Source organism: Microcoleus sp. AT9b-C3, assembly GCF_036705485.1.
Classification (GTDB): Bacteria; Cyanobacteriota; Cyanobacteriia; order Cyanobacteriales; family Microcoleaceae; genus Microcoleus.
In genome coordinates, this window is record NZ_JAUBUR010000009.1 from 58498 (window position 1) to 80381 (window position 21884).

Consider the following 21884-nt stretch of genomic DNA (forward strand, 5'->3'; position numbering starts at 1 on the left):
TGAGTGGTTTGTGTTAATATGCTAAAATATCCAACAACCACGCGGTAATTAGGTGGACAAAATTCAGACAGATATAGAGGCAATTTACTCTCAAATAGAGGAATTGCGACTGGAACGCCAGCAGCTTACTATTGCCGATGCTGTCCCAGCCGGTGATTCGCCCCAAGCGATCGCCGATGCTTATCGGCGTCACGCGAGGGAAAAAGCACAAGTGTCGGCAGAAGTCAAGGGTATAGATGACGCGATCGCGGCTCTGTCTGCTCAACTGAGTCAGAAACAGCAGCAGTCGGTAAAGTTGCAAAGAATCACTCCGATGGAGCAGCAAGTTGAAGAAGGAAGATTGCTCGCTCACGGACACGCGGAACGGATTAATGAACTGGCGGCGGAACTGGCGGCGGAAGTGAAGGGACTCAAAGCTATCGCCGACCAAATTAGTCCCAGCTACTGGCAGGTTTATTACAAGCCTTTTATTACTGGTTTTAAGAGTATTACTGTTCCCTACGTGCGCTCGGACGGGGATGTTTGGACTATTGTCAATCGAGTAGTTTAGAGAGGCTGCGGGAACAGAAATAATAAGCGCTCAAGACAATTTTTTCCTGTCCCTATTCCTCTACTTCAACCCCGCAGCAGTTGCTTAATAGTGCCGACCAATTCCTGTGGGTGAAATGGCTTGGCGATGTAAGCGTCGGCTCCTTGTTTCATTCCCCAATAGCGATCGAACTCTTCGCTTTTGCTCGAACACATTACCACCGGCAAATTTTGGGTTTTTGGGTCGCTTTTGAGCCGGCGACAGACTTCGTAGCCGTTCATCCGGGGCATCACGATATCCAGAACGACTAAATCTGGGCGGTTAGCCTTGATTTGCTCTAGAGCTTCTACGCCATCACTCGCTACTGTGACGTTGAGTCCTCTACCTTTGAGCAAGTCGGCGATCATCTCCCGCAGAGTGACGCTATCATCAACAACCATAACTGTACTCATAGAATAATCCCTACCAAGTTTCTGGGTTGAAACGTTCTCATTAACGTTTACACTAACGTTCACCTTCAAAGGTGTCTTTTCCTGATTGAGATTGCGCTCTGCTAAATGTAGTTTACCCACTTTTGCTGATTTCTCAATCATTTTCTGAGTAATTCCCGCAAAATTTAAAGATCCGCGCAATCTCGGTTGACACACGAGGCTATGTCCGTTAGTCTATCATTTTCTTTCTCAAATGGTACTATTATCAAAAAATCAGGGTATAGCTTGGTGGTGTGTTTCCCGTTGAGGACGGCGGCGCTCGGCCGTCTGCATCAACATTTGTCTAATTAGGATTTTTCGTACCTAAAGCCGATAATTTTTGGTCGTAGAGCGTGTCTAAAACGACGGGGCGCTGACGGTAGCTGTGACCGGTGTTTTTGCAGCCATTAGCAACGATTCCCAAGACGGAAGCTCCAGAAAATTTTAATTCTTCTAAAACTTTGCGAACTTGCGATCGGTCTGTTTGCCCAATTTGGACGACCATAATCGTAGCGTCTGTGTGAGCTGCGATCAAGTGGGTGTCTGCTAAGCCTGCTAGTGGCGGGGTGTCATAAATTACTAAGTCAAAAAATGCTTGAAATTGCTCCATCAGATACTGCATTTTTTTGGAAGAAAGAAGCTTGATCGGATCGGGGGGAATTTGGCCTGCGGTGAGTACGAACAAATTTTCTTGGTTTGGGGCTCGTTGAATTGCGTCGTTGAGGCTCAGATCAGTGGAGATGGCATCGCCCAGGCCACGCACGTTTGGCAGTCCTAACTTAGCGTGCAGTTGCGGGCAGCGCAAATCTGCATCTACTAACAATACTCGCTGTCCGACTGCTGCTGCTGTGGCTGCCAGGTGCAAAGCTACTGTAGATTTGCCGTCTCCGGCTAAGGCTGAGCCGACTAAGAGCGATCGAATTGCCGTGCCTGCACTCAGCAAGTGAATGTTCGTGTATAGCGATCGAAATGCTTCTAAAAAATGATAGTCCAAGTCGCTCAAAATACTTGATCTCCCGCTCATCGGATCAGTAGGTCTAGCTTCGACCGATTCGACTACTTCCACTTTCGAGTTCGATCGAGCCGATGTTAGTTTTCTCTGTCTAGCAGGCGGTCGGCGCTTAACTTTTTTGGTAAACGGAATCACCCCGATGATTGGCAATCTTGTAGCAATTCTCAGTGATTCTGGAGTGTGGAACACAGTATTTAATACCTCTACGAGCAAGCCGACTGCTATGCCTAGCAAACTGCTTAAAATTACTGCCAGCGCTAACTGTTTTCTGGTTTGTTTGACGGTAGCTGTTAGAGGCTTGCCAAATTTGTCTAGCGGAATTTCGGGAGGATTTATCAGCACCCAGGGTATTTGCTGCTGAGCTGCATCGATCCGCAAGGCTTCTCGTTTTGCCAAGAAGTCCGAAAAACTCTTAGTAACTACTTGCAGTTCCCGCTGTAAATTGTCGTATTGTCTGGTTGTGACTGAAAAGTTTCTAATTTTTTGGTTGAGAGCATTTTGCAAAGCTGTCATTTCGCGATCGCGCGCTTCAACTTCTTTGATTTGGGTCTCTAAATTTCCCATCACCACTTCTCTTGCTTGTTGGGTGGCGGTTAAAATCAGTTCTTCCCGACTTTTTCGCAGCGCTAAAACTGGCAAACTGTCTTCTCTGTACTGAGCTAATTTTAATGACAATTCCGAGTCTATTCTCTGAATTTGACCTAAGAGTCCGGCGTAAGCTTGTCCTTGGGTCATCAGCAGCCCCTGGGGATTATTTTCGTTGAGTAATTTTTCATAGCTTTGGTAGAGGTTTCGCATCCCTTTTAGCTGAACTCTAATTTCTACTTGCTTGCCCCGAATGCTTTGAACTTGTTCCGACAGAGATTTTCCCTCCATCTGAGGTTCAAACAAGTTGCTCTGCTGTCGCAGTCTTTGGACTTGCAGCTGCAGAACTTCCACTCTTTCTCGGAGCTTGGGCATCTCCCTATCTATAAATTTAATACCTTGATTAATGCCCATCAGCCGTTGCTGCAAGCTGTAATCTAGATAAGCTTTAGAAATTTTTTCCAATACGCGGTAAATTTTTTTTCGGTCGGAATCTTGGTAGCTAACTTGTAAAATTTTTGTGCCTTGCTGTTTGCCGTCTTTCGTGTAGCTAATGCGCTGGATCGACATTTTTGAGATCAGTTCGCTATAGTTCATTTTGGGATACGAAGCCCGCAATTCCTCAATCACTGGCTGCATCATTTTGGGACTTCGCAAAATCCTAATTTGGGTTTCGTAGTCTAGTAGGCTAATTCCTTCTATATTAATTCTTGCTAAGTCGGTCGATTGGGTGTTGTTTAATTGTTTGGATTGCAAACCTTCAGCCGTGGCTGGTTCTACTAACAGGGAAAAGGAGCCTTCATACTCGACCGTTATGCTTTTAGAAGTGGCGACAATCGCTGTTCCTGCCAGGGCGCTCAAAGCAATGGTGGCTGCAGCCATAACCAGGAATCGACGGCGCACGACGCCTAAGAGCCAGGACAAGTCTAGCTTTTCTTCTTCTCTCTCCTCTACGAAGTGATCTCTGTAGTTCTGAGCAGATAACTCCGGCAGTTTGCCATTCGATTTGGGTGTGAAGGGTTGGTAATCTTGTCTGCTATCCATATTCCGCCAGGGTATTTTTGAGGTTGATATTTTTGAGGTTGATATTTTTGAAGCGGCCAGGTCGCGGTTGGGTAATCTTATTGTTTAGTTTATTCTAGCCTTTGCCAGGAATTATCCACCTCACCCGCCGCCTTCTTACCTGAATAAAAATCGGAGAGCATTTATAAAATTTAACACCCCCGTAGCTGGTCCGACAGGTCCGATTACAGCGTTCATACGATCGACAAAATTGACGAGACCCCTGCGAGATACGATAATCATGTCGTTATTGCGAAGTTGAGGATTGGTTTCTTCGTTAATTCCTTGAGTTAAATTGACTTCGATCGTCCGTTTAGTAGCTGTACCGTCGGTATTGAGGCGGACCAGCTCAACTTTATCCCTTCTAGCTCTCGTATTTTCGTAGCCAAAAAATCCTCTGGAAACTAAAGCTTGATTCAGCGTGGCATTAGCTGGGAGCCTCAAGGGATCGAGGGATGTTCTGAGTTCTCCTACTACATAAACGTTAATGCCGACGGGGGCAAAGTTAGTGTTCGCGATCACACCAGCTTCTGCAGGGTTGACGATCGTGGCTTTGGGCACGACGATCGTGTCTCCCTCCTGGAGGATTGTATCTTGGGCGCCGTCGCCCGACTCTAGGAACTGCCACAGGTTGACTGGGATAATTTGTTCGCCTCTTCTGGTGACGCGCCGCACTTGGATTTGCCGGATGTCAGCATCGGAGGTGATGCCGCCAGCTAGCTGAATCGCCCGGATGACGGTGGGAAAACCTTCGCGGCTGAGGTCGTTTGTAGTGTTACCACCGATCACGACGTAAGCCCCAGGGCGGGTGACTTGACCAACGATGGAGATCGATCGAGGTTTTTCTGGGGGTGGCGAAAAGTTAGCCGTCGCAAATTGACGAGCTTCTGCTTGGTTGAAGTTGGCGACTGTGGGAATCACGATTGTGTCTCTGTCTTGCAAAATTATGTCTTGAGAGATGTCTCCTTCTTGCAAGAATTTCCACAGGTTGACGTTGAGCACTTGATCCGGGCCGTCTCGTTGGGGACGGCGGACGCGGATGTTGCGGATGTCGGCGACACCCGTGACGCCTTCTGCGAGTCTGATCGCTTGGGTGACGGTGGGGTACTGGACACTCGGCGTGGCTCCCGGCCCGGGAGTTAGGGTAATGGTGAAGTTTCCGGGCCTGGTTACTTCTCCGATGACGCCGACGTTGAGGGGGCGGGCGGCGACGAGGCTGACTGTGACTATGGGGTCTTTGAGGACGCGGCGGTAGGCGTTGCGGATGATGTTGGTGGCTTCTACTAAGGTGCGGCCACGGACGGAGACCAAGCCGATTAGCGGCAGGTTGACTGAACCGTCGGAAAGAACTTCGTAGCCGCGGCTGAGTTCGGGTACTTCGAGTATTTCTACTTGGATGCGATCGCCACCGCCGAGTTTATAGCTTTCCGGCGATCTCGTAACGGGCGCAACATTCTGCGCTTGCTGGGCGCCTAACGGGATGGGAAGTTGTGCCGGGGTGCTTCTGGCATCAGCGAGGACACTGGAAGCAAACAAGACAACACCCACAACCGACCGGGCTATCTGTCTTGGAAAATGGGTGTTAACCATACACCACCTAATTTTATTGACTATGATTTATATAAGTGTAGCCTTTTTAGTGCGGGGCAAAAAGCTCATTATTTTAAGCGATCGCCGAAAAAAAGATGCTCTAGTTTTGCTTTGTGGCTAATTTATGTGTTAGCGTAGTTGCGGGTTGACGGCTATATTTTATATCTATATAATTTGACTTGTTTTTGATAAAGGAAAGCAATAATGACTCAACCAGTGTCTAACGCAAACATGCTGAAAGAGCTGATTTTAGGTAGTTCTTCATTGACCTGGCTGCTAATGGCTATACTAGCACTTGCAACTTTATTATTATTTCAATTTGCTAGCTATAAAAAACTAGGTTTAGCTTTAGAAAAAAGCTTTGCTGGTCTTTATATTTTTATCTCTCCCTTTCTGACACAGCCTCCTTTTAATTATTTGCATTTTGTTAACTTGAAAGATCCCGAAGGTGGCATATTAAAACTAATGCCTTATTTTTTTTACCCCTGGGTAGTATTAATTTTGATTTCAAGAATTAAAATATTTAGTAACAATTTTATAGAAACTTTTGCCAAAATATTGATAATGAATCCTTTCTTTTTACTTTATATATTACTCCCATTACTGTCTACATTATGGTCTATATTTCCTGAAGGAACGCTAAGAGCAGGTCTAGCTTTTTCAGGATTTACTGCTTTCGGGTTTTACATTGCAGCCCAATATAAATGGGAGGATTTATCTCGTTTTTGGCGGTGGGGATACACGGCAATCGGTTTGGCAAGTTTTGTAATGAAACCCCCAGGAGCAGGCGATTTTGTTGGCTTAACCCAATCTAAAAATTCATTGGGGGGAGTCTTAGCTCTCTGTACGGCATTTTGGTATTTGCATTATTTTCAAGGAGCTAAAACTCAGAAAGAGCGGTGGATTGCTTTGGGAATGATGTTATTTTCATTTTACCTAGTAAGGGCGAATAAATCGGGTTCTGCTCTAGTGATTACTATCATATTAATAATTGCAGTGTCCTCACTAAACTTTCTAAAAAAATTAAGTTTTCAGTGGGCATTTACGGCAATTATATGCTTCCTAGTAGTCAGCATAATTATGACGGTTTTTGTAGTAGACAACCTAGAGGATATTATTGTAGGTGGGTTAGGCAAGGACTTGACTCTAACTGGGCGGACAGAATTCTGGCCGCAGTTAATGGCTGCGGTCAATCAGCGTCCCTGGTTGGGCTACGGATACGATGGATTTTTTCAACAAGATAAGTTAGGCTCGGCTACTCCTGCTTATTTTATTTATACTCCTAATGGATTTCAACCTAAAAATCCTCACAATGGGGGGATCGGGATCTTGTTAGCCTTCGGTTGGCCGGGATTAATTTTAATGATGGGTTCCTTGCTGCTGAATTTAGCTTATGCAGTTCGGTATTTGAGTCGTAGCACGCTGGAAGAAGCAGGAATACCTATTTGTTTTCTAGTGTCTATTATTATAAGCAACATCACAGAAGGTTATATTATAGAGATAGCAAATCCTTGGCTGAGTTACGCAATGTTGACGGTTCGACTTGCCATAGATAATACTAACAATTCTTCTAACAGTAGCAGCAGCAACCCTCCAAGGCGTTCTTTAGCTCGCACTGTCCATTGAAGTAACCTTGATTGGGCGAAGCGTGAATCCACTTGTGGTATGTTGTTATAGGATCAACAAGTCTAATTTTGCTAGATTGCCGACTCTGCCAGAACCGCGTTTGTGTTTTGTAAATATTTAAAATATTCTGATGCGAGATAAGTTAACTGCGGTGAGTCAAAGGCTCGGCCCTAGTCTGCGCCAGGTACTCAGCAATATAGCTTGGCTGTTCACTGACCAAATCTTGCAGATGGGTCTAGGCCTTTTTGTAGGTCTTTGGGTGGCTCGCTATCTTGGTCCGACACAATTTGGATTGCTCAACTACGCGCTCGCCTTTGTGTCGCTGTTTAGTTCGGTAGCAACAATGGGCTTGGGTACTCTGGTAGTGAGGAATATCGCTCGCGACCCAGAATGCAAAAATGAGACCCTGGGAACTGCCTTCGGACTCCAATTTACTGGTGGCTGCATCACTTTGGTGTTAACTGTCACCGTGATTGCGCTACTCAAGCCCAACGACACTCTGACTCGGTGGCTGGTAGGTATCATCGCAGCAGGAACTATATTTAACGCTTTTGAGGCTATCAATTTTTGGTTCCAGTCCCAAATCCAGTCAAAATATACAGTGTTGGCTAAAAATTCGGTATGTTTTTTAGTTGCTGCTGTCAGAATTGGGTTAGTGACAATTGAAGCCCCCCTGCTTGCCTTCGCCTGGGTTCGATTGGCAGAGGTGGCATTGGTAGGAATCGCTTATGTATATTTTTATAAGCTTACGGGGAATAAAATTAAGGATTGGCACTTCAGTTGGGAAAGGTGTAAGGAACTGCTATCGGAGAGTTGGCCGATAATTTTGTCGGGATTGGCAATTTATGTGTACTCAAAAACCGATCAGATAATGCTCGGTGCGATGAATCAAAATGCTCAACTGGGCTATTATGCTGCGGCTGTTAAAATTTCGGAAATCTGCGATTTCTTGCCGATGATCATATCCAGTTCTATTTTTCCCAAATTAGCGAATTTGAGAAAGACAAATTATGAAGAATATCTACATAAATTTCAAATTTACTCGGATATTATGATATTTTTATGGTTGGGAGTTGCCATACCGATATCATTACTTTCTCCCTGGATAGTGCATCTACTTTACGGTGAAAAATATACACAGTCAGCAGCGGTACTGTCAATCTATGTTTGGGCGCAATTTGGCAGTAACTTTGGAGTAGCACGGAGTACATATTTGAACATAGAAGGTCAGTTGCGCTACGGTCTTTACTTGACTGTAGTCGGCTCTATTTTTAATGTAGGGTTAAACTTTTTTCTGATTCCTAAGTATGGAGCTCTTGGAGCAACGGCGGCTACTCTGATAGCTTATTTTTACGTGATTATATTAGTCAATTTCTTGATTAAGGAATTGCGCCCATTCGGAAATTTAATCTGGCGCTCCCTTAACTTATACAAGGCCGCTTGTAGAATCAGAGGATTAGTAAAATGATTCAAATTAAACCTAACATCGAACAGCGCTCGAATTGCCCTTATTGCGGGACAGAACTCAATGCCAAAAATATTTTATGGCAAGGGATACATATTGTTCTTGACTGTAAGTGCGCGGGATGTGGCAGCGAAATAATCGACGAGTTGAGAGTAGGTCATGGAGTCAGAAATTCCCTCCAAGTTGATACAATCAAAGGTGAAGTTTTTGCAACAGTTGCTTACATAAAAGAATGGCTAGGCAAACCCTTACTAAATTCACTCCAAAATCCTCAATCAGAAAAACTTGAGATTGTCAAAGAAATTTTTGAACCCTGCAAACGGGTAATTATTTTAAACTGTATCGATCATCTTTATGGTCATTCCCTGCTGAAGTTGCTAAATGCACAAAGGCATTTAGAAGGCAACTCTGACTGCGGGTTAGTTGTGATAGTTCCTAAGTTTCTAAGGTGGATGGTTCCTGATGAAGTTGCAGAAGTCTGGACAGTACCTATTTCTTTAAAAAATGGTCAAAATTACTATCCCAGCTTCGCTGAGTTTGTTGAGGAAGAAACTAAACGCTTTGATGAAATTTATGTCAGCGAAGCTCATTCTCATCCGAGTCAGTTTGACATCACGCGGTTTACTAGAGTGCCCAAACACAAATTTGATGAACCAGAAACAAGAATTACTTTTATTTGGCGGGAAGATCGTTTATTAGTTAACAGTGGGCTGTTCCGAGTTCTGAAAAAGCTCAATCAACGAGAAAGGGCATTGCCATTGCAAAATTTGAAAATTCAGCAGTTATTTGAGAAAATCAGATTGCAAGTACCAGAAGCCAAATTTGCAGTAGCTGGTTTGGGGACAAAAACCCAGTTCCCAGCATGGATTGAAGATTACAGAGTGGATAGTTTTAATGAAAAAATTGAAAAGGAAATATGCAGTGTTTATTCACAAAGCCGTTTAGTAATTGGTCTTCACGGCTCTAATATGTTGCTACCTTCGGCTCATGCTGGTATGACAATTGATTTGATAGATGAGCGTTGGGGGAACTTTGCTCAAGATATTTTATACCAAGAGCGTGACCCGAGAATGGCTAGTTTTCGCTATAGATTTTTGCCCTATCAGACTAGCAATGATACACTGGCCTTCATAGCGGCTGTAATGCTTCTGAATTGGTCTAAGTTTAAATCCCAGATGACTGCTGATGTTATATAACCTAGGGTTTATTAGACATACTACCGAACCCGCGATCGTTCAACTATTTTCCGTGTTATAAAGATGGATAAATTTGTCAATGTTGTGAAAATATTTGACATTTTTTCTCAACCATTTTTCATCATTGTCCCACCACTTAAACTTCAGCAGAAAATCAATCTTTTGTTCATCAAACCTATAGCGAATAAGTTTGGCCGGAATTCCTCCATATATAGCATAAGGTGGCACATCTTTTGTGACAACAGCTCCGGCTGCGATAATGGCTCCATCACCAATAGTTACACCATCTACAACAATAACATTTGACCCAATCCAAACATCATTGCCGATATGGACAGCTTTTTCCTCTTCCTCAAAATATTTTTGGTCTACAAAGGTTGTCCCTACTAGCATCTTTGGCGAATAAAATATCGGATGGCTTGAAACAAAATTTCCCACAGGATGTAAGCCTAAGCGAATTATACAGTTTGGCCCTATCGAACAAAAATTGCCGACAACACCATTGAAAATTCGCGTATTATCGCGCACATAAGTGTAAGAACCAATGACAGAACCTTCTATGGCTACACGACTAGACACACTAACATTGTGACTGATAGTTGAATTTGTAACCAAAGCCATATAATCTTGATAAAAATTATTATATTTAAACTTGTTTCTCCACCAATTGACTAAAAATCGCAGATATTCAGTGATTGGATTTTTGAATATAGAAGTGAGAAATGTTGATATTTTAGACATGATTACTAATTACTTAGTGAAGGTTAAATATTGTGTTCCCACATAACTTATTTAATTTTTTCTTTATGCGCCTGATTAATGGGGGATGATAATCATAAAATGTATCTTGAGTGAATTGATCCGCTACAAAATTTCGGATCGCGTGGTTTGGATGCCTTAAAGGAAAGGTTATTGCTTCCGTTGGCATATTACTGTATATACTATCTTCTGCGGAAGTATGGGTGGCTTCACTGCCAAATCCAATATTAGAAATTAAATTTTTTTCTGGAATAATAGCAAGTCCATTTTGAACCCAACAAGTAAAAAGCCATCTAAAAAACCAATTGTTGACAGTTCCATCATAAGAAACCTGAAAAGCACTATCCCAAACTTTTACAGATTGAGGATTAGCTAATAAATTTTCGAGAAAACCTGTTTCCCGAAGTTGAGGCCATAACTTCATGTCAACATCATAGTATTGCCATGCTCTGCGCCAAGTCGCCCATCCCCAACAGTTACTAAAACGCGAAAAATAGTAACTGTCTTCTGTTCTTTTTCTACCAAATTGTAAATTTACGCCAGCGATTGACATAATCCGTTTGTCATCTCGATAATGCTCTAATAACTGCTCACAAAAAGGGAAGAAGTTTGGGTGGGGCAAACAGTCATCTTCTAAAATAATTGCTTCTTCTACGGTATTAAATACCCAGTCGAAACCGCTAGAAATGCGATCCCTGCAACCTAAATTAATCTCTGAATAATTTTTCAGAACTTCACAGTCCCAATCGACCCGATCGATAATTGCACGAACAGCGGCGCACTTTTCAGCTTCCCCAGGTTTGTTGGCACGAGGGCCGTCAGCAATTACTAACAGCTTAGAGGGTTTAACTTGTCGAATCGCCTCGAAGACTTTTTCAGTAGTATCCACTCGATTGAAAACCACAAAAACAATGGGAGTTTTTGTCTGATAATGGGGCATTTAAACTATTCAACTCCAACGATTATAAATATTTTTGCTTGGTAGAACTCATCAATATGATGAATGTGCTAGGAATTTTGCAGGCTTGGCTTGTTAACTTAAGTTCTTAGTTCCAATTTATCACCAAAAAGTTCGCTGGTCAACTATAATACAGTAATACTTTACCCAGACAGACTTCTACGACTGAGGCTCTTAAACTCTAAAACTTTGATACCCCCACACCGTTGCCCAAGTGCAGCGTGAGTTTATTCGGGTCGTATAATTATATAATATTGAGAGTGCGCTCGGATCAAGCCTGCGAGCCATCACGCTTGATTATCATTACAAAAGTTCATCAGCAATCAATTTAATTGTAGCAATTAAATCAGTACCAGACCACCGACATCCGAGAGGAATTAGACACCCCCTATGGCTGATACTCACAATAATTTTATTGGGCAGTTGTACGGGATATTGGGGATATCAACCCTTGGTGGAGTTGACCAAAAATCACCGCTCGACTCTGATAAAACTCTTTAACCTCCCGCAGGATATTAGCTTCCCATCGGACGCAAATTTTAGAAAAATTACTCACTCATTAGATTTTGAAGTGATTGCCGTTCTTTTTAATGTATGGTCGCAACAGACTTTACCGCTCGCACGCCTGAGAATTGATGGCAAGTGATGGAAAAAATATTAAAAGTACCAGTGTCGGTGGTAATAGCTATTACCAAAATTTTGTGAGTATAGTTTCTGTATACAGCCATAAGAGCGGGTGGGTAGTGCGGCACAAAGTTAGGGAAAATCAGCATCAGAGTGCAATAGAAGTTGTCGAGGAACTCATCAAAAAACTCTCAGGTACTCAAGTAGTTATTACAGCGGATGCCTTGCATTGTCAAAAAAACTCTTGCTTTAATCATTGATGGTGGTAATGACTACATAGTTACTATCAAAAAGAATCAATCAAATCTATTTAAAGTCGCTCAAAAATTAGTCAAATCCACTGCGCCGCTCGACTTAGCTCACACCTCGGAACGCCTACATGGACGCACCACAACTCGCCATACCACAAGTTATCCCATAGCAGCTCAATTATTACCGGCGTGGGCGGGTGCCAAACGTATAATTGCGAGAGAACTGGCAACCCATTGGAAGGTAAAAAAAGCCGTCGTCGCTTGGTTGATTTCCATGAAGTACATTACTATTTAAGTAGTAAGGATTGGTCAGCCCATCAATTTGCTGAGGCTGTTCGGGGACATTGGTTGCTAGAGAATCGGCTACATTGAATTAAAGATGTGACCTTAAATGAGGATAACTGCATTCATCGCGGTGGCAACGCACCTGCTAATTGGGCAATGGGCGTGACAGTTTTTAGCATCGCTCGCATGAGTGAGTGGTACAAATACTCTTCCTCAAGCTTTAAGATTGATGGCTAAAAAACTTGAATATATTAACGAGTTGCTTTTCGGTTTTAAAACTTGAGACAAAGCAGTTAAATTGTTCTCGATAGCGTCAGCAAATAAGTGTATCCCTTGATTTACTCTTTCAACCATAAATCCACCCTGCCACACCGTTGCCCAAGTGGGGAACTCTTAAAGCCCTCTTGTGAATGGGGGGGGAGCGACTACGTAAGCCCTAATTTCATTTTTGTAGCGACGGTTGCAACCGCCGATCGAGTGGTAAAATAAAACACTGTTACTTTTACTCTTACCTATCGTTAAAAGCAGCAAAATTGGGAACAATGAACCGTACTAAAATCGCCGCCCTTTTAACTTGCTTCAACCGCAAAGAGAAAACATTAGCTTGCTTAGATGCTCTTTTTAAGCAGGCACTTCCAGCCGATGTTGATATTTTAGCATATTTAGTGGATGATGCCAGTACCGATGGCACCAGCGAGGCAGTTCGTCAAATCTATCCTCAAGTCAATATTTTTTCCGGCGATGGAAACTTATTTTGGAACGGGGGAATGCGTGGGGCTTTCACGGAAGCAATGAAAAATGATCCCGACTACTACCTATGGTTAAATGATGACACTATTCTTGAGCCAAAAACCGTAAGTGTGTTGCTAGAAACAACTCAAAAATTATCAGAAAAAGGAGAAACAAAAGCCATCATTGGCGGTTCAACTTGCGACCCCGAAACGGGTAAAACAACATACGGTGGTGTGGTGCGAAATAACCCTTTGCACCCCTTCCGATATCGTATCCTCGAACCAACAAAAGAGCCTCAGATGTGCGATACTATGCACGGCAACTGCGTATTAATTCCCCGCAGCGTTGTGCAAATGGTCGGCAACCTCGATCCGGCTTTTGTCCATTATATTGGCGATTGGGATTATGGTTTACGAGCCAGACAAAAAGGATGTACAGTTTGGATTGCTCCTGGCTATTTAGGCACTTGTTCTCTCAACCCCCAGGTGACCAAAACGGCTGCTGATAATTTAAGTGAAGGATTGGATAAAATGAGCAAACCGAAAGGTTTATCCTTCAAAGATGCTACCCTGCAACCGGCTCAAGAGTGGAAAGTATTTACTCAGCGGCATGGGGGCTGGTTGTGGCCAATTTATTGGCTGCTACCTTATCGCAGGTTAGTTTGGCTTTCAGTATTGAGTAAACTGGGATTGACTAAAAACAAAACTCAAGGTGAATAGGATGGTTGATAGAAATGAAGTCCGCATTGCTTGGCTTGTCCCTTCGGCCGAATTTGGCGCCTATTGGCCGCCGATTTTACATGAACTCAAAAAACTAATTCCGAACACGATTTTTTATACAGGTCGCCTCTGGCCTCGCTATGATCCGGAAGCTCCTGGTACAGAAGTAGTCCAAGTTGTGGGAGATACTCAATTCATCACCACCCAAAAGATAGAAACGGGGTACAGTCGTGGTTATATTAAGGCTACTCCTGGGATTATTTTTCCTCTTTTGAAATTCAAGCCCCAGGTCATTTTTGCTAGTGGATTTTCGATCTGGACATTGGTAGCTATAATTTTTAAGCCTATAGGGAAATGGCGACTGGTCTTAGTTTATGAAAGTAGTTCCCCGAATGTAGACTTTCGAGATTCTAAGGTGCGCTCGACTATTCGACGCTGGATGGGTAAATTTGCTGATACCTTTGTTTCTAATAGTCGCCGAGGTAAAGAATATTTGGTAGAAGTGATAGGGGCCGCCGAAAGTAATATCTTTGCTAAACCTTACATGGTTCCTGATGCTCAAGCTTTGGTACAAAAGTTAGAAAATAATAAGTCTGTATCCTTGTCATTTCCCCACCCTATTTTTTTGTGCGTGGGTCAAGTAATTTCTCGCAAAGGGATTAAGAATCTGTTAGAAGCTTGCACAATTTTGCAAATCCAGGGATACTCGAATTACACAGTCATTATCGTTGGAGACGGAGAACAGCGATCGGAACTAGAAGCACTTACAAAAGAAAGGGGTTTAGAAAAACAAATTGTTTGGACAGGGTGGATAGAATACGGATACTTGGGATCTTATTTTCTAGAAGCTGATGTGTTTGTTTTTCCTACGTTAGAAGATACTTGGGGAATGGTGGTGCTAGAAGCGATGGCATTTGGTAAGCCGGTTTTGTGTTCAAAATGGGCTGGGGCTTGCGAAATGATCGTTGAAGGTGAAAATGGTTATATTTTTGATCCCTATGAGTCGGAAGGTATGGCAAACGCGATGCGGGACTTGATTGATTGCCCTGAAAAGTTAGTGATGATGGGCCAAAAATCCCAGCAACTGATCGCTGAACATACACCGGAAAAGGCGGCAAAATTAATAGCCGATGTGACATCGCTAGTATTGGAGAAAAGTTGATGAAAATTCTTTTATCTGCCTTTGCCTGCGAACCCGGACAAGGATCTGAGGAAGGAGTGGGCTGGAATGCGGTAGTAGAAGCCGCCAAACATCAAGAAGTTTGGGTACTAACTCGCACCTTTTACCGTGCCGCTATTGAAGCTTTCCTCGCCGCGAACCCTAACCCTAACCTGCACTTCGTCTACATTGAGCCTTTCGGCTGGAGCGAAAATTTTAAAGGTAGACAGGGAGGGCTGCAATTGCACTATTACCTGTGGCAAATTTTGGCTTATTTAGAGGCGCGCCAGCTCCACCGCCAAATTAATTTCGACATCGCCCGCCACGTCACCTACGTTAAATTTTGGTCGCCCAGCTTCATCTCGCTGCTGCCTATTCCTTTTATTTGGGGGCCTGTGGGCGGTGGCGAAGCAGCCCCTAAACCTTTTTGGGAAGATTTTAGCTTTAAGGCAAAACTTTACGAAACAGCGCGAGACTGGGGGCAGCGCCTGGGTGAGAGAGATCCCTTTGCCAGGATGACGGCTCGGAGAAGCCTCTTAGCTTTGGCGACGACGGAGGACACGGCTAAGCGGGTGCGGGCGATGGGGGCTAATAAGGTGCAGGTGCTTTCTGAAGCCGGTCTGTCAAAGGCAGAGATGGCGCGGCTGGGAGAGTGCAAAATGCCCGGGGATTCGCCGATCAGGTTCATCAGTATGGGGCGGTTGCTGCACTGGAAAGGCTATCACCTGGCGGTACGGGCTTTTGCCCAAGCTAACTTGCCGAATGCCGAATATTGGCTGCTGGGGGATGGCCCGGAACGGGATCGCCTTCAGTCTTTAGCGCAAGACTTGGGCATTGCTTCTCAAGTTAAGTTGTGGGGGAGGCTGCCACGGGAGGAAACTTTGAGTAAGCTAGGGGAGTCTCATGTACTTATTCACCCTAGCTTGCACGATTCAGGTGGGTGGACTTGCTTGGAGGGGATGGCGGCGGGGCGTCCCATCATCTGCTTGGATCTGGGAGGGCCTGCTACTCAAGTGACGGCGCAAACGGGGGTAAAAGTATCTGGTTACAATCCAGAACAGGCAGTGCAGGGTCTAGCTGAAGCGATCGCTAATTTAGCCGGCGATGCAGAGTTGCGATCGCGCTTGGGTGAAGCAGGTCGCAATCACGTCCGGGAAGTATATGATTGGGATGTTAAAGGCGAATTCTTTGCTCAATTGTGCGAAGATATAGTCTATCGAAAATCAGGATAACTTCTGATGGGTTCGATCAGGCCAAACAAAGAAAACTATATTTTTTCAGGCGGTGAAACGTGGGCGTTGCAATCATTACTGGCTCAGCGGGTTTAATTGGCTCTGAGGCGTGTCAGTTCTTTGCCAAACAAGGCTTAGATATAGTTGGCATCGACAATAATATGCGCCAGTTCTTTTTTGGTGCTGATGGTTCTACAAACTGGAACCGCCAACTGCTCGAAAAGTCTTTGGGTACCAAGTATTATCACTTAGATGTGGACATTCGCGACTATGAAGCGATTACCAATATCTTTCAGCGGTACGGAGAGTCGATCGAATTAGTAATTCACACAGCAGCCCAGCCCAGCCATGATTGGGCTTCCCGTGCTCCGAAAATAGACTTTACCGTCAATGCCAACGGCACTCTCAATCTTCTAGAAGTAACTCGCCTGTACTGTCCTAAAGCTGTTTTTATTTTCACTTCTACCAATAAAGTATACGGCGATACGCCTAACAGTTTGCCTTTAATTGAATTAGAACACAGGTGGGAAATTGAACCCGGGCATACTTACGAAGGTGGCATTCGGGAAGATATGTCAATCGACCAGTGCCTGCACAGTTTGTTTGGTGCTTCTAAGGTAGCTGCTGACGTTTTAGTTCAAGAATACGGTCGATATTTTAATATGAACACCGCTTGTTTTCGCGGTGGCTGTTTGACGGGGCCCAATCACTCGGGAGCTCAATTGCACGGCTTCCTCGCCTACTTGATGAAGTGTGCTGTCACGGGAACTCCTTACACCGTGTTTGGCTACAAAGGCAAGCAAGTTCGCGATAACATTCATAGCGCTGATTTAATTTCGGCATTTTATGAATTTTATAAAGCTCCCCGAAGTGCCCAAGTTTATAATACAGGAGGAGGCAGGTACAGCAATTGTTCGATGTTAGAAGCTATCCAGATGTGCGAGGCAATTGCGGAACGCAAATTTAATTGGACTTATGCTGAAGGGAATCGCATTGGTGATCACATTTGGTGGATTAGCGACAATTCCAAATTTTCCAGTCACTATCCCAACTGGAAAATGAAATATGACGTTAAACAAATCTTACAGGAGATTTATGACTGTAACCGCGAGCGTTGGCTGAAAGAGGATTCCAATGGTTGAGCGGGGCAAAAAGAATGTGGTGGGAATTTCGGTAAAGGATTGAAGAATACAAGGTTAAACAAATCTTAGGGGAGATTTATGACTGTAACTGCGAGCGTTGGCTTAAAGAGGAGTTCCATGATTGATAAAGGGAAAAAGAATGTACTCGGCATATTAGTAAATGCCGTTAATTATGAAGCGGCTGTTAGCCAAATTATTGCGGCAGCCAGCGCCGGAAAACCAATGTCAGTTTCTGCTCTAGCGGTTCACGGGGTAATGACTGGGGTTCTCGACAGAACTCATCGTTATCGGATTAATCACATAGACTTAGTATTGCCAGACGGACAGCCGGTCAGGTGGGCGTTAAATTGGCTATACCATACGGAATTGCCCGATCGAGTTTGCGGGCCGAATGCGATGTTACAAATCTGCGAACGTGCGGCAGAAGAAGGATTACCTATCTATTTGTACGGCTCTCAAGCTTCAGTACTGGAAGCTTTATCTCGCAATCTCTGCCAGCGTTTTCCCAAGTTAATTATTGCTGGAAGTCAGCCTTCTAAATTTAGGCAAGTTTCGCCCCAAGAGAAACAAGAAATTGCACAGCAAATTCGCAACAGCGGTGCAGCAATTACTTTTGTCGGTTTGGGGTGTCCCCGGCAAGAAGTCTGGGCTTACGAATACCGGAACGACTTATCAATGCCGTTGATTGCTGTAGGTGCTGCTTACGATTTTCATGCGGGTAATTTGGCTAAATCTCCTGACTTTTTATCTAAAATAGGTTTGGAATGGCTGTTTCGGATGATGAAGGAACCTCGGCGCCTTTGGCAGCGGTATGTTTTTTTAAATCCGCTTTATATCTGGCTGTTTTTGCTACAAGCTTTGAAAATCAAACAGTTCGACCCCACAGACGCCACGCCGCCTGTAGAAGAAGTATTATATGGTTGAAATTTAAAAGTTTCGGGTGAATTATGGGTGCTCACAAGAAAAAAGTAAAAAAGAAAACACATCGTAACTAATCGTTTTGAGGCGCCACTGCGATCGCCTATTTAAGAAAATTTATATCAAATCCGGTGGCATCCGCATTAAAGTGGGAGCTTAATATCTCGCTACCCAAATCGCGATATCTTAAGCTCCCACTGACATGATCCAAATATATTATTCTGATGCAACCGGAAACGATATTGCGCCAGAAAACAATTTTTACATTATCTATGCGGTAAGCGGCAGACTGCACACCTTACATACAAATTTTGTGCGTGAGTCTCGATCGAGTCAGGTGGATTGCTGGGTCAATAGTCGCATTTGGTGTGACTGTATTCCTGGCATGGGCGATGAGCGCAGGGTATCGCAAAAGTATGGTGAGTGTGTAACCAAACTTAATAATCAAACCAAAAGTTTATTGTCCTTCCCTCGATATGACTATGGCTTTTGTGCCACAATCCTGATCGAATCGTACTTGTTTTCATCAGCAGCAAAAATTGTTTTCAGCAGTAGCTTCCAAGCTTGGAATTTACTGTTTTCTTTGGGCTTTACTATCTGATGAGATGCCATTGAATCGAACACACGAAAAATTTTTCTTTCATCATTAATCCAAGTGTTGTCAAATTGGCGATAGTAGCCATTAAATTGGGTAGAAATTATCTCAAATCCTACTTTTTCACAGATAGTGCGAAAGCTCTGCGGTGTGAAGAAATACAAATGCCTTGGTACATCTAGATGCATCCATGCAATCCCTGATGACTTCAGCCCAATACAAGAGTTATTTGGTACTTCCATCACCAATTTGCCGCCATCCACGAGCAACTGCATGGCATTGCGGAGTGCAAGTAAAGGATCTCTGGTATGTTCGAGTACGTGGTTCATCACAATTATGTCGTACTGTCTAGACGTGACTTCCGGAGGCAAAGATTCAGCAGTACCATCAAATACATTAAGACCTCGCTGCTGTGCCAAAACCAAAGCTTGTCGATCGGGTTCTACGCCCCAGACTTTGTGACCATCTGCTTGCAGTTGTTGCAGCAGGTGTCCGTTGGCGCAACCAATTTCTAAGATCGAGGAGGAAGCAGTCCCGAACTGTTGCTTCCACCATTTACTTGTGACATCTACTCCGCGATCGAAACGCCAAGCTAGATGGGTACGCAATTTATCGAAGAAGGAAATAGAAGAGGCAGATACGAAGCCTGTAAAGTCTATATGATGAGTATAATACTCATCGATGTCGTAGAAGCTGGCGATTTTGTTGAGTTCGGGTAGAGGATGAACGCATCCAAGTTGTGACTTTTGGCACCAGTACAATTGAAATGACTCTTTGTTTCCAGGTCTACGCCAATCACCGGGTATGAATAGCCACGGTTTCATAATCTGTCCCGATATCGGACAGGCGACATTAGGGCTTAAGGACGTTTGACTTTGCATTTTAGTTTGCCTTACTTAGGAACTTGATGTACTAATAACCACTCACGTTGGATCGATCCGGGACGTGATGTACTGGTGATAATTGCGGAATCCGAGATATAGCAGATGAATGCCTAAAACTTATGAAGTTTTGGGAATACAATTGCTGATGCGTGGTTTTCAGGTAACATCGAATTTAAGATAACGCATTTAACTGGCTTTGTCACTTTTGATAACAAATTACACCTTCCGCGAGCGGGCTGTGAGTAAGTTTTTCTATTGTCAATCATTCAGCAATCATTTAAGGATATATTAAGTTATAAACAGGGTAGGTCTCTCGGCTATAATAATAAAAGCAGTTGTGCATATCCCTAAATACTGAATCAGTTGATTGAACAAGATTTCAACTAAAACCCCTGTTAGTTTTGCCAGTTGCGGTGGAAAAGAAAATGAGTTGGTCGCTCAATGCTTTAGATTTGGTGTGGGATCTGGTAGTTGCCCAGAAAATGTAACCCGTTAAATGAGACTTGAGAACCTATGGAAGAAATGCGATCGCCCAATCGAGTTTGATGCTATTAAGTTTGAAACAAAACATCTAAATCTAATGGCGATCGCTCACCTCAACCATTGCCTTTACAAGACCTCGGATTTCCGTGGCTACCTTAATGAAACCTGTCTCAATCATAGGCAGAAGGATTCTTAAGGCTGTTGACTGTATGCCAAAACCAGATCTGGAGCATCACATACTTGACTTTCGGTGACTTGACTAGGCCGTGTTGAGTAGGCAATAGCCTGCATATGTTTTATGCGAGCTTGAAAAGTCTTCTCAAATGTGTGCTGTTGAGCAAACTTCAGCGACTTGAACGACATCGATTTAATTTCTTCTCGGTTGTGGCTGAGTTCTGCAATTTTCTTCGCCATCTGTTTAGGCTGATTCATTGGCACCACCCATCCTGCCTCCGACATTTCTGCAATTCCCTGGAATGCTTCGTTGGCATATCCAATAATCGGCACGCCACCAGCCATAGTTTCTATGTAAGTACAAGAAGGGTCGCCCTGCCGATGACAGCAAACAAACAAATCAATATTGTTCTTGACAAAGGGGAAAAACTCTGTTTTAAAGTCAGGCACTCCGAGCATTTTCACGCAATCATTAAGTTGATGGGCAGCTATTTGCTGGTGCATCATCTCTTCTAATTCACCAATACCACTGATGAACATTTCAAATTTCACCTTCAGTTGTTTGAGTTCTTTAGCGACCTCAAGTAAATGATCGGCTCCTTTCATCTTAATTAGGCGACCGGAGAATACTAGCCGGAGAGGCATATCTTGAGAGCGGTTTTTAGTGCGCCCTTCAATGTTAGCTTCTGTTGCTAACATATCCTCTCTAATCCGCGTGTCCAAGAACAACTGTGGGTTTCGATTGAGATGCTTGTATTGTTGGTATGTAGGAGTGCCGTTGCACTGCAATCCCTCTGCCATTGCGATCGCCTTGCGCTGCTTATATTCCTGACTGTAGGTCCAGATGATTCTCCGCAACCGGATCAGGGGATTTTTCGTACTCACATTCACGATCTGTTTGCGAGTTTTCAGACTGTATTCGGAAACGTAAATACACGGTACTCCCGCTATTTTACACACTTGACTGATATGGTTCTGCCTGTATTCCGGGGCTGCCAATACCAGCGCACTCTGATGCTGATGTAGTAAAGCTGGGGTGATTCGATCAAAAGAAATTATTTCTAGTTTGAATGGCAATTCATCAAGTTTGAATATTTTTGCATCCATCTGGTCGTTGTCTTCTTTCGTTTCTTCCATCATCACAGTAATTGAACCCGACCAATAGGTGGCTAACTCACCAACTGCTTCTATTAACTTCCGGGTCAGTAAAACTTCACTGTTTGGCAAAAACTTGGCTTTTAGTGGCTGTACGATTGTCAGATTGTTGTTAGTAAGCATAGGTGAAGTAGTCCCTGATTTTAAGTGTTTACTGATGCGGTAGCGAATCTTTGCTGTACTTGGCAAGGGCTGTTGAGCGATCTATATAACAGACATCTACCTAATTTAAATTTCGTCGCCTGATAGGCGAAGCATTTCAGACTCTATTTCGGAGAT

At 43.7% G+C, this 21884-nt stretch carries 19 protein-coding genes; 12 read left to right on the forward strand and 7 right to left on the reverse strand.

The genetic code is table 11. The annotated features are described in order from the left end of the window. The first annotated feature begins 52 nt into the window (after positions 1-52). A complete protein-coding gene (locus QUB77_RS10890; RefSeq protein ID WP_333173805.1) occupies positions 53-550 on the forward strand; it encodes a hypothetical protein in 498 nt (165 codons plus the stop codon). A 65-nt stretch (positions 551-615) separates the two neighbouring features. Here the strand turns inward: QUB77_RS10890 and QUB77_RS10895 are convergent, their stop codons facing one another. From QUB77_RS10895 to QUB77_RS10905, 3 genes are all read right to left on the reverse strand, one after another. Further along, positions 616-981: a response regulator transcription factor gene (locus QUB77_RS10895; protein WP_039886668.1), complete on the reverse strand. Its 366-nt coding sequence runs from the start codon at positions 979-981 to the stop codon at positions 616-618. 322 nt (positions 982-1303) lie between these two features. Then, positions 1304-3640 carry a polysaccharide biosynthesis tyrosine autokinase gene (locus QUB77_RS10900; RefSeq protein ID WP_333173807.1) on the reverse strand — a complete coding sequence of 779 codons (2337 nt, stop codon included), beginning with the start codon at positions 3638-3640 and terminating at the stop codon, positions 1304-1306. A gap of 135 nt (positions 3641-3775) precedes the next feature. Next, positions 3776-5248 (reverse strand): polysaccharide biosynthesis/export family protein, encoded by a 1473-nt coding sequence (locus QUB77_RS10905; RefSeq protein WP_333173810.1) that lies wholly within the window; start codon positions 5246-5248, stop codon positions 3776-3778. Between the two features lie 204 nt (positions 5249-5452). Between QUB77_RS10905 and QUB77_RS10910 the strand changes: the two genes are divergently transcribed. The 3 genes from QUB77_RS10910 (at position 5453) to QUB77_RS10920 (ending at position 9535) form a co-directional block, all read left to right on the forward strand. Then, positions 5453-6874, forward strand: coding sequence for an O-antigen ligase family protein (locus QUB77_RS10910; protein ID WP_333173812.1), 1422 nt, complete (start codon positions 5453-5455; stop codon positions 6872-6874). A 130-nt stretch (positions 6875-7004) separates the two neighbouring features. After that, positions 7005-8342, forward strand: a complete 1338-nt coding sequence (locus QUB77_RS10915; protein WP_333173814.1) for a flippase — start codon at positions 7005-7007, stop codon at positions 8340-8342. Beyond that, positions 8339-9535, forward strand: coding sequence for a hypothetical protein (locus QUB77_RS10920; protein ID WP_333173816.1), 1197 nt, complete (start codon positions 8339-8341; stop codon positions 9533-9535). Before QUB77_RS10915 ends, QUB77_RS10920 begins: the two co-directional genes overlap by 4 nt. 39 nt (positions 9536-9574) lie before the next feature. Here QUB77_RS10920 and QUB77_RS10925 read toward each other — a convergent pair whose 3' ends face one another. Both QUB77_RS10925 and QUB77_RS10930 read right to left on the reverse strand, forming a co-directional pair. Further along, positions 9575-10276 (reverse strand): CatB-related O-acetyltransferase, encoded by a 702-nt coding sequence (locus tag QUB77_RS10925; protein WP_333173819.1) that lies wholly within the window; start codon positions 10274-10276, stop codon positions 9575-9577. A 13-nt stretch (positions 10277-10289) separates the two neighbouring features. Beyond that, positions 10290-11234, reverse strand: coding sequence for a glycosyltransferase family 2 protein (locus QUB77_RS10930; RefSeq protein WP_333173821.1), 945 nt, complete (start codon positions 11232-11234; stop codon positions 10290-10292). A 358-nt stretch (positions 11235-11592) separates the two neighbouring features. On the opposite strand from QUB77_RS10930, the gene QUB77_RS31715 reads away from it, so the two are divergent. From QUB77_RS31715 to QUB77_RS10965, 8 genes are all read left to right on the forward strand, one after another. Further along, complete coding sequence (locus QUB77_RS31715; protein ID WP_445251742.1) at positions 11593-11898, forward strand: transposase family protein; 306 nt, start codon at positions 11593-11595, stop codon at positions 11896-11898. A 197-nt stretch (positions 11899-12095) separates the two neighbouring features. Beyond that, positions 12096-12422, forward strand: a complete 327-nt coding sequence (locus QUB77_RS10935) for a hypothetical protein (RefSeq protein ID WP_333174095.1) — start codon at positions 12096-12098, stop codon at positions 12420-12422. Between the two features lie 86 nt (positions 12423-12508). Continuing rightward, the gene (locus QUB77_RS10940) at positions 12509-12649 is read left to right on the forward strand and encodes a hypothetical protein (protein WP_333173824.1); all 141 of its coding nucleotides are present in this window, start codon (positions 12509-12511) and stop codon (positions 12647-12649) included. Positions 12650-12954: 305 nt separating this feature from the next. Beyond that, entirely contained in the window at positions 12955-13863 is a 909-nt protein-coding gene (locus QUB77_RS10945; RefSeq protein ID WP_333173826.1) for a glycosyltransferase family 2 protein, read from the forward strand. A 1-nt stretch (position 13864) separates the two neighbouring features. Then, positions 13865-15025, forward strand: a complete 1161-nt coding sequence (locus tag QUB77_RS10950) for a glycosyltransferase family 4 protein (protein ID WP_333173828.1) — start codon at positions 13865-13867, stop codon at positions 15023-15025. Then, positions 15025-16254 (forward strand): glycosyltransferase, encoded by a 1230-nt coding sequence (locus QUB77_RS10955; protein ID WP_333173831.1) that lies wholly within the window; start codon positions 15025-15027, stop codon positions 16252-16254. The genes QUB77_RS10950 and QUB77_RS10955 overlap by 1 nt, the downstream gene beginning before the upstream one ends. Before the next feature lie 59 nt (positions 16255-16313). Further along, positions 16314-17396, forward strand: coding sequence for an NAD-dependent epimerase/dehydratase family protein (locus QUB77_RS10960; RefSeq protein ID WP_333173834.1), 1083 nt, complete (start codon positions 16314-16316; stop codon positions 17394-17396). 78 nt (positions 17397-17474) lie between these two features. Further along, positions 17475-18320 carry a WecB/TagA/CpsF family glycosyltransferase gene (locus QUB77_RS10965; RefSeq protein WP_333173837.1) on the forward strand — a complete coding sequence of 282 codons (846 nt, stop codon included), beginning with the start codon at positions 17475-17477 and terminating at the stop codon, positions 18318-18320. Between the two features lie 474 nt (positions 18321-18794). Here the strand turns inward: QUB77_RS10965 and QUB77_RS10970 are convergent, their stop codons facing one another. Continuing rightward, positions 18795-19733 carry a class I SAM-dependent methyltransferase gene (locus QUB77_RS10970; RefSeq protein WP_333173839.1) on the reverse strand — a complete coding sequence of 313 codons (939 nt, stop codon included), beginning with the start codon at positions 19731-19733 and terminating at the stop codon, positions 18795-18797. A gap of 735 nt (positions 19734-20468) precedes the next feature. Beyond that, positions 20469-21728 carry a glycosyltransferase gene (locus tag QUB77_RS10975; protein WP_333173841.1) on the reverse strand — a complete coding sequence of 420 codons (1260 nt, stop codon included), beginning with the start codon at positions 21726-21728 and terminating at the stop codon, positions 20469-20471. Positions 21729-21884: the final 156 nt, after the last annotated feature.

What these genes read in the sequence shown, in the direction of transcription:
- QUB77_RS10970 (WP_333173839.1), bottom strand. Translation starts at nt 19,733, where the DNA reads ATGAAACCGTGGCTATTCATACCCGGTGATTGGCGTAGACCTGGAAAC.
- QUB77_RS10910 (WP_333173812.1), top strand. Translation starts at nt 5,453, where the DNA reads ATGACTCAACCAGTGTCTAACGCAAACATGCTGAAAGAGCTGATTTTA.
- QUB77_RS10945 (WP_333173826.1), top strand. Translation starts at nt 12,955, where the DNA reads ATGAACCGTACTAAAATCGCCGCCCTTTTAACTTGCTTCAACCGCAAA.
- QUB77_RS10915 (WP_333173814.1), top strand. Translation starts at nt 7,005, where the DNA reads ATGCGAGATAAGTTAACTGCGGTGAGTCAAAGGCTCGGCCCTAGTCTG.
- QUB77_RS10920 (WP_333173816.1), top strand. Translation starts at nt 8,339, where the DNA reads ATGATTCAAATTAAACCTAACATCGAACAGCGCTCGAATTGCCCTTAT.
- QUB77_RS10950 (WP_333173828.1), top strand. Translation starts at nt 13,865, where the DNA reads ATGGTTGATAGAAATGAAGTCCGCATTGCTTGGCTTGTCCCTTCGGCC.
- QUB77_RS10900 (WP_333173807.1), bottom strand. Translation starts at nt 3,640, where the DNA reads ATGGATAGCAGACAAGATTACCAACCCTTCACACCCAAATCGAATGGC.
- QUB77_RS10935 (WP_333174095.1), top strand. Translation starts at nt 12,096, where the DNA reads ATGCCTTGCATTGTCAAAAAAACTCTTGCTTTAATCATTGATGGTGGT.
- QUB77_RS10930 (WP_333173821.1), bottom strand. Translation starts at nt 11,234, where the DNA reads ATGCCCCATTATCAGACAAAAACTCCCATTGTTTTTGTGGTTTTCAAT.
- QUB77_RS10955 (WP_333173831.1), top strand. Translation starts at nt 15,025, where the DNA reads ATGAAAATTCTTTTATCTGCCTTTGCCTGCGAACCCGGACAAGGATCT.
- QUB77_RS10895 (WP_039886668.1), bottom strand. Translation starts at nt 981, where the DNA reads ATGAGTACAGTTATGGTTGTTGATGATAGCGTCACTCTGCGGGAGATG.
- QUB77_RS10975 (WP_333173841.1), bottom strand. Translation starts at nt 21,728, where the DNA reads ATGCTTACTAACAACAATCTGACAATCGTACAGCCACTAAAAGCCAAG.
- QUB77_RS10925 (WP_333173819.1), bottom strand. Translation starts at nt 10,276, where the DNA reads ATGTCTAAAATATCAACATTTCTCACTTCTATATTCAAAAATCCAATC.
- QUB77_RS10905 (WP_333173810.1), bottom strand. Translation starts at nt 5,248, where the DNA reads ATGGTTAACACCCATTTTCCAAGACAGATAGCCCGGTCGGTTGTGGGT.
- QUB77_RS10965 (WP_333173837.1), top strand. Translation starts at nt 17,475, where the DNA reads ATGACTGTAACTGCGAGCGTTGGCTTAAAGAGGAGTTCCATGATTGAT.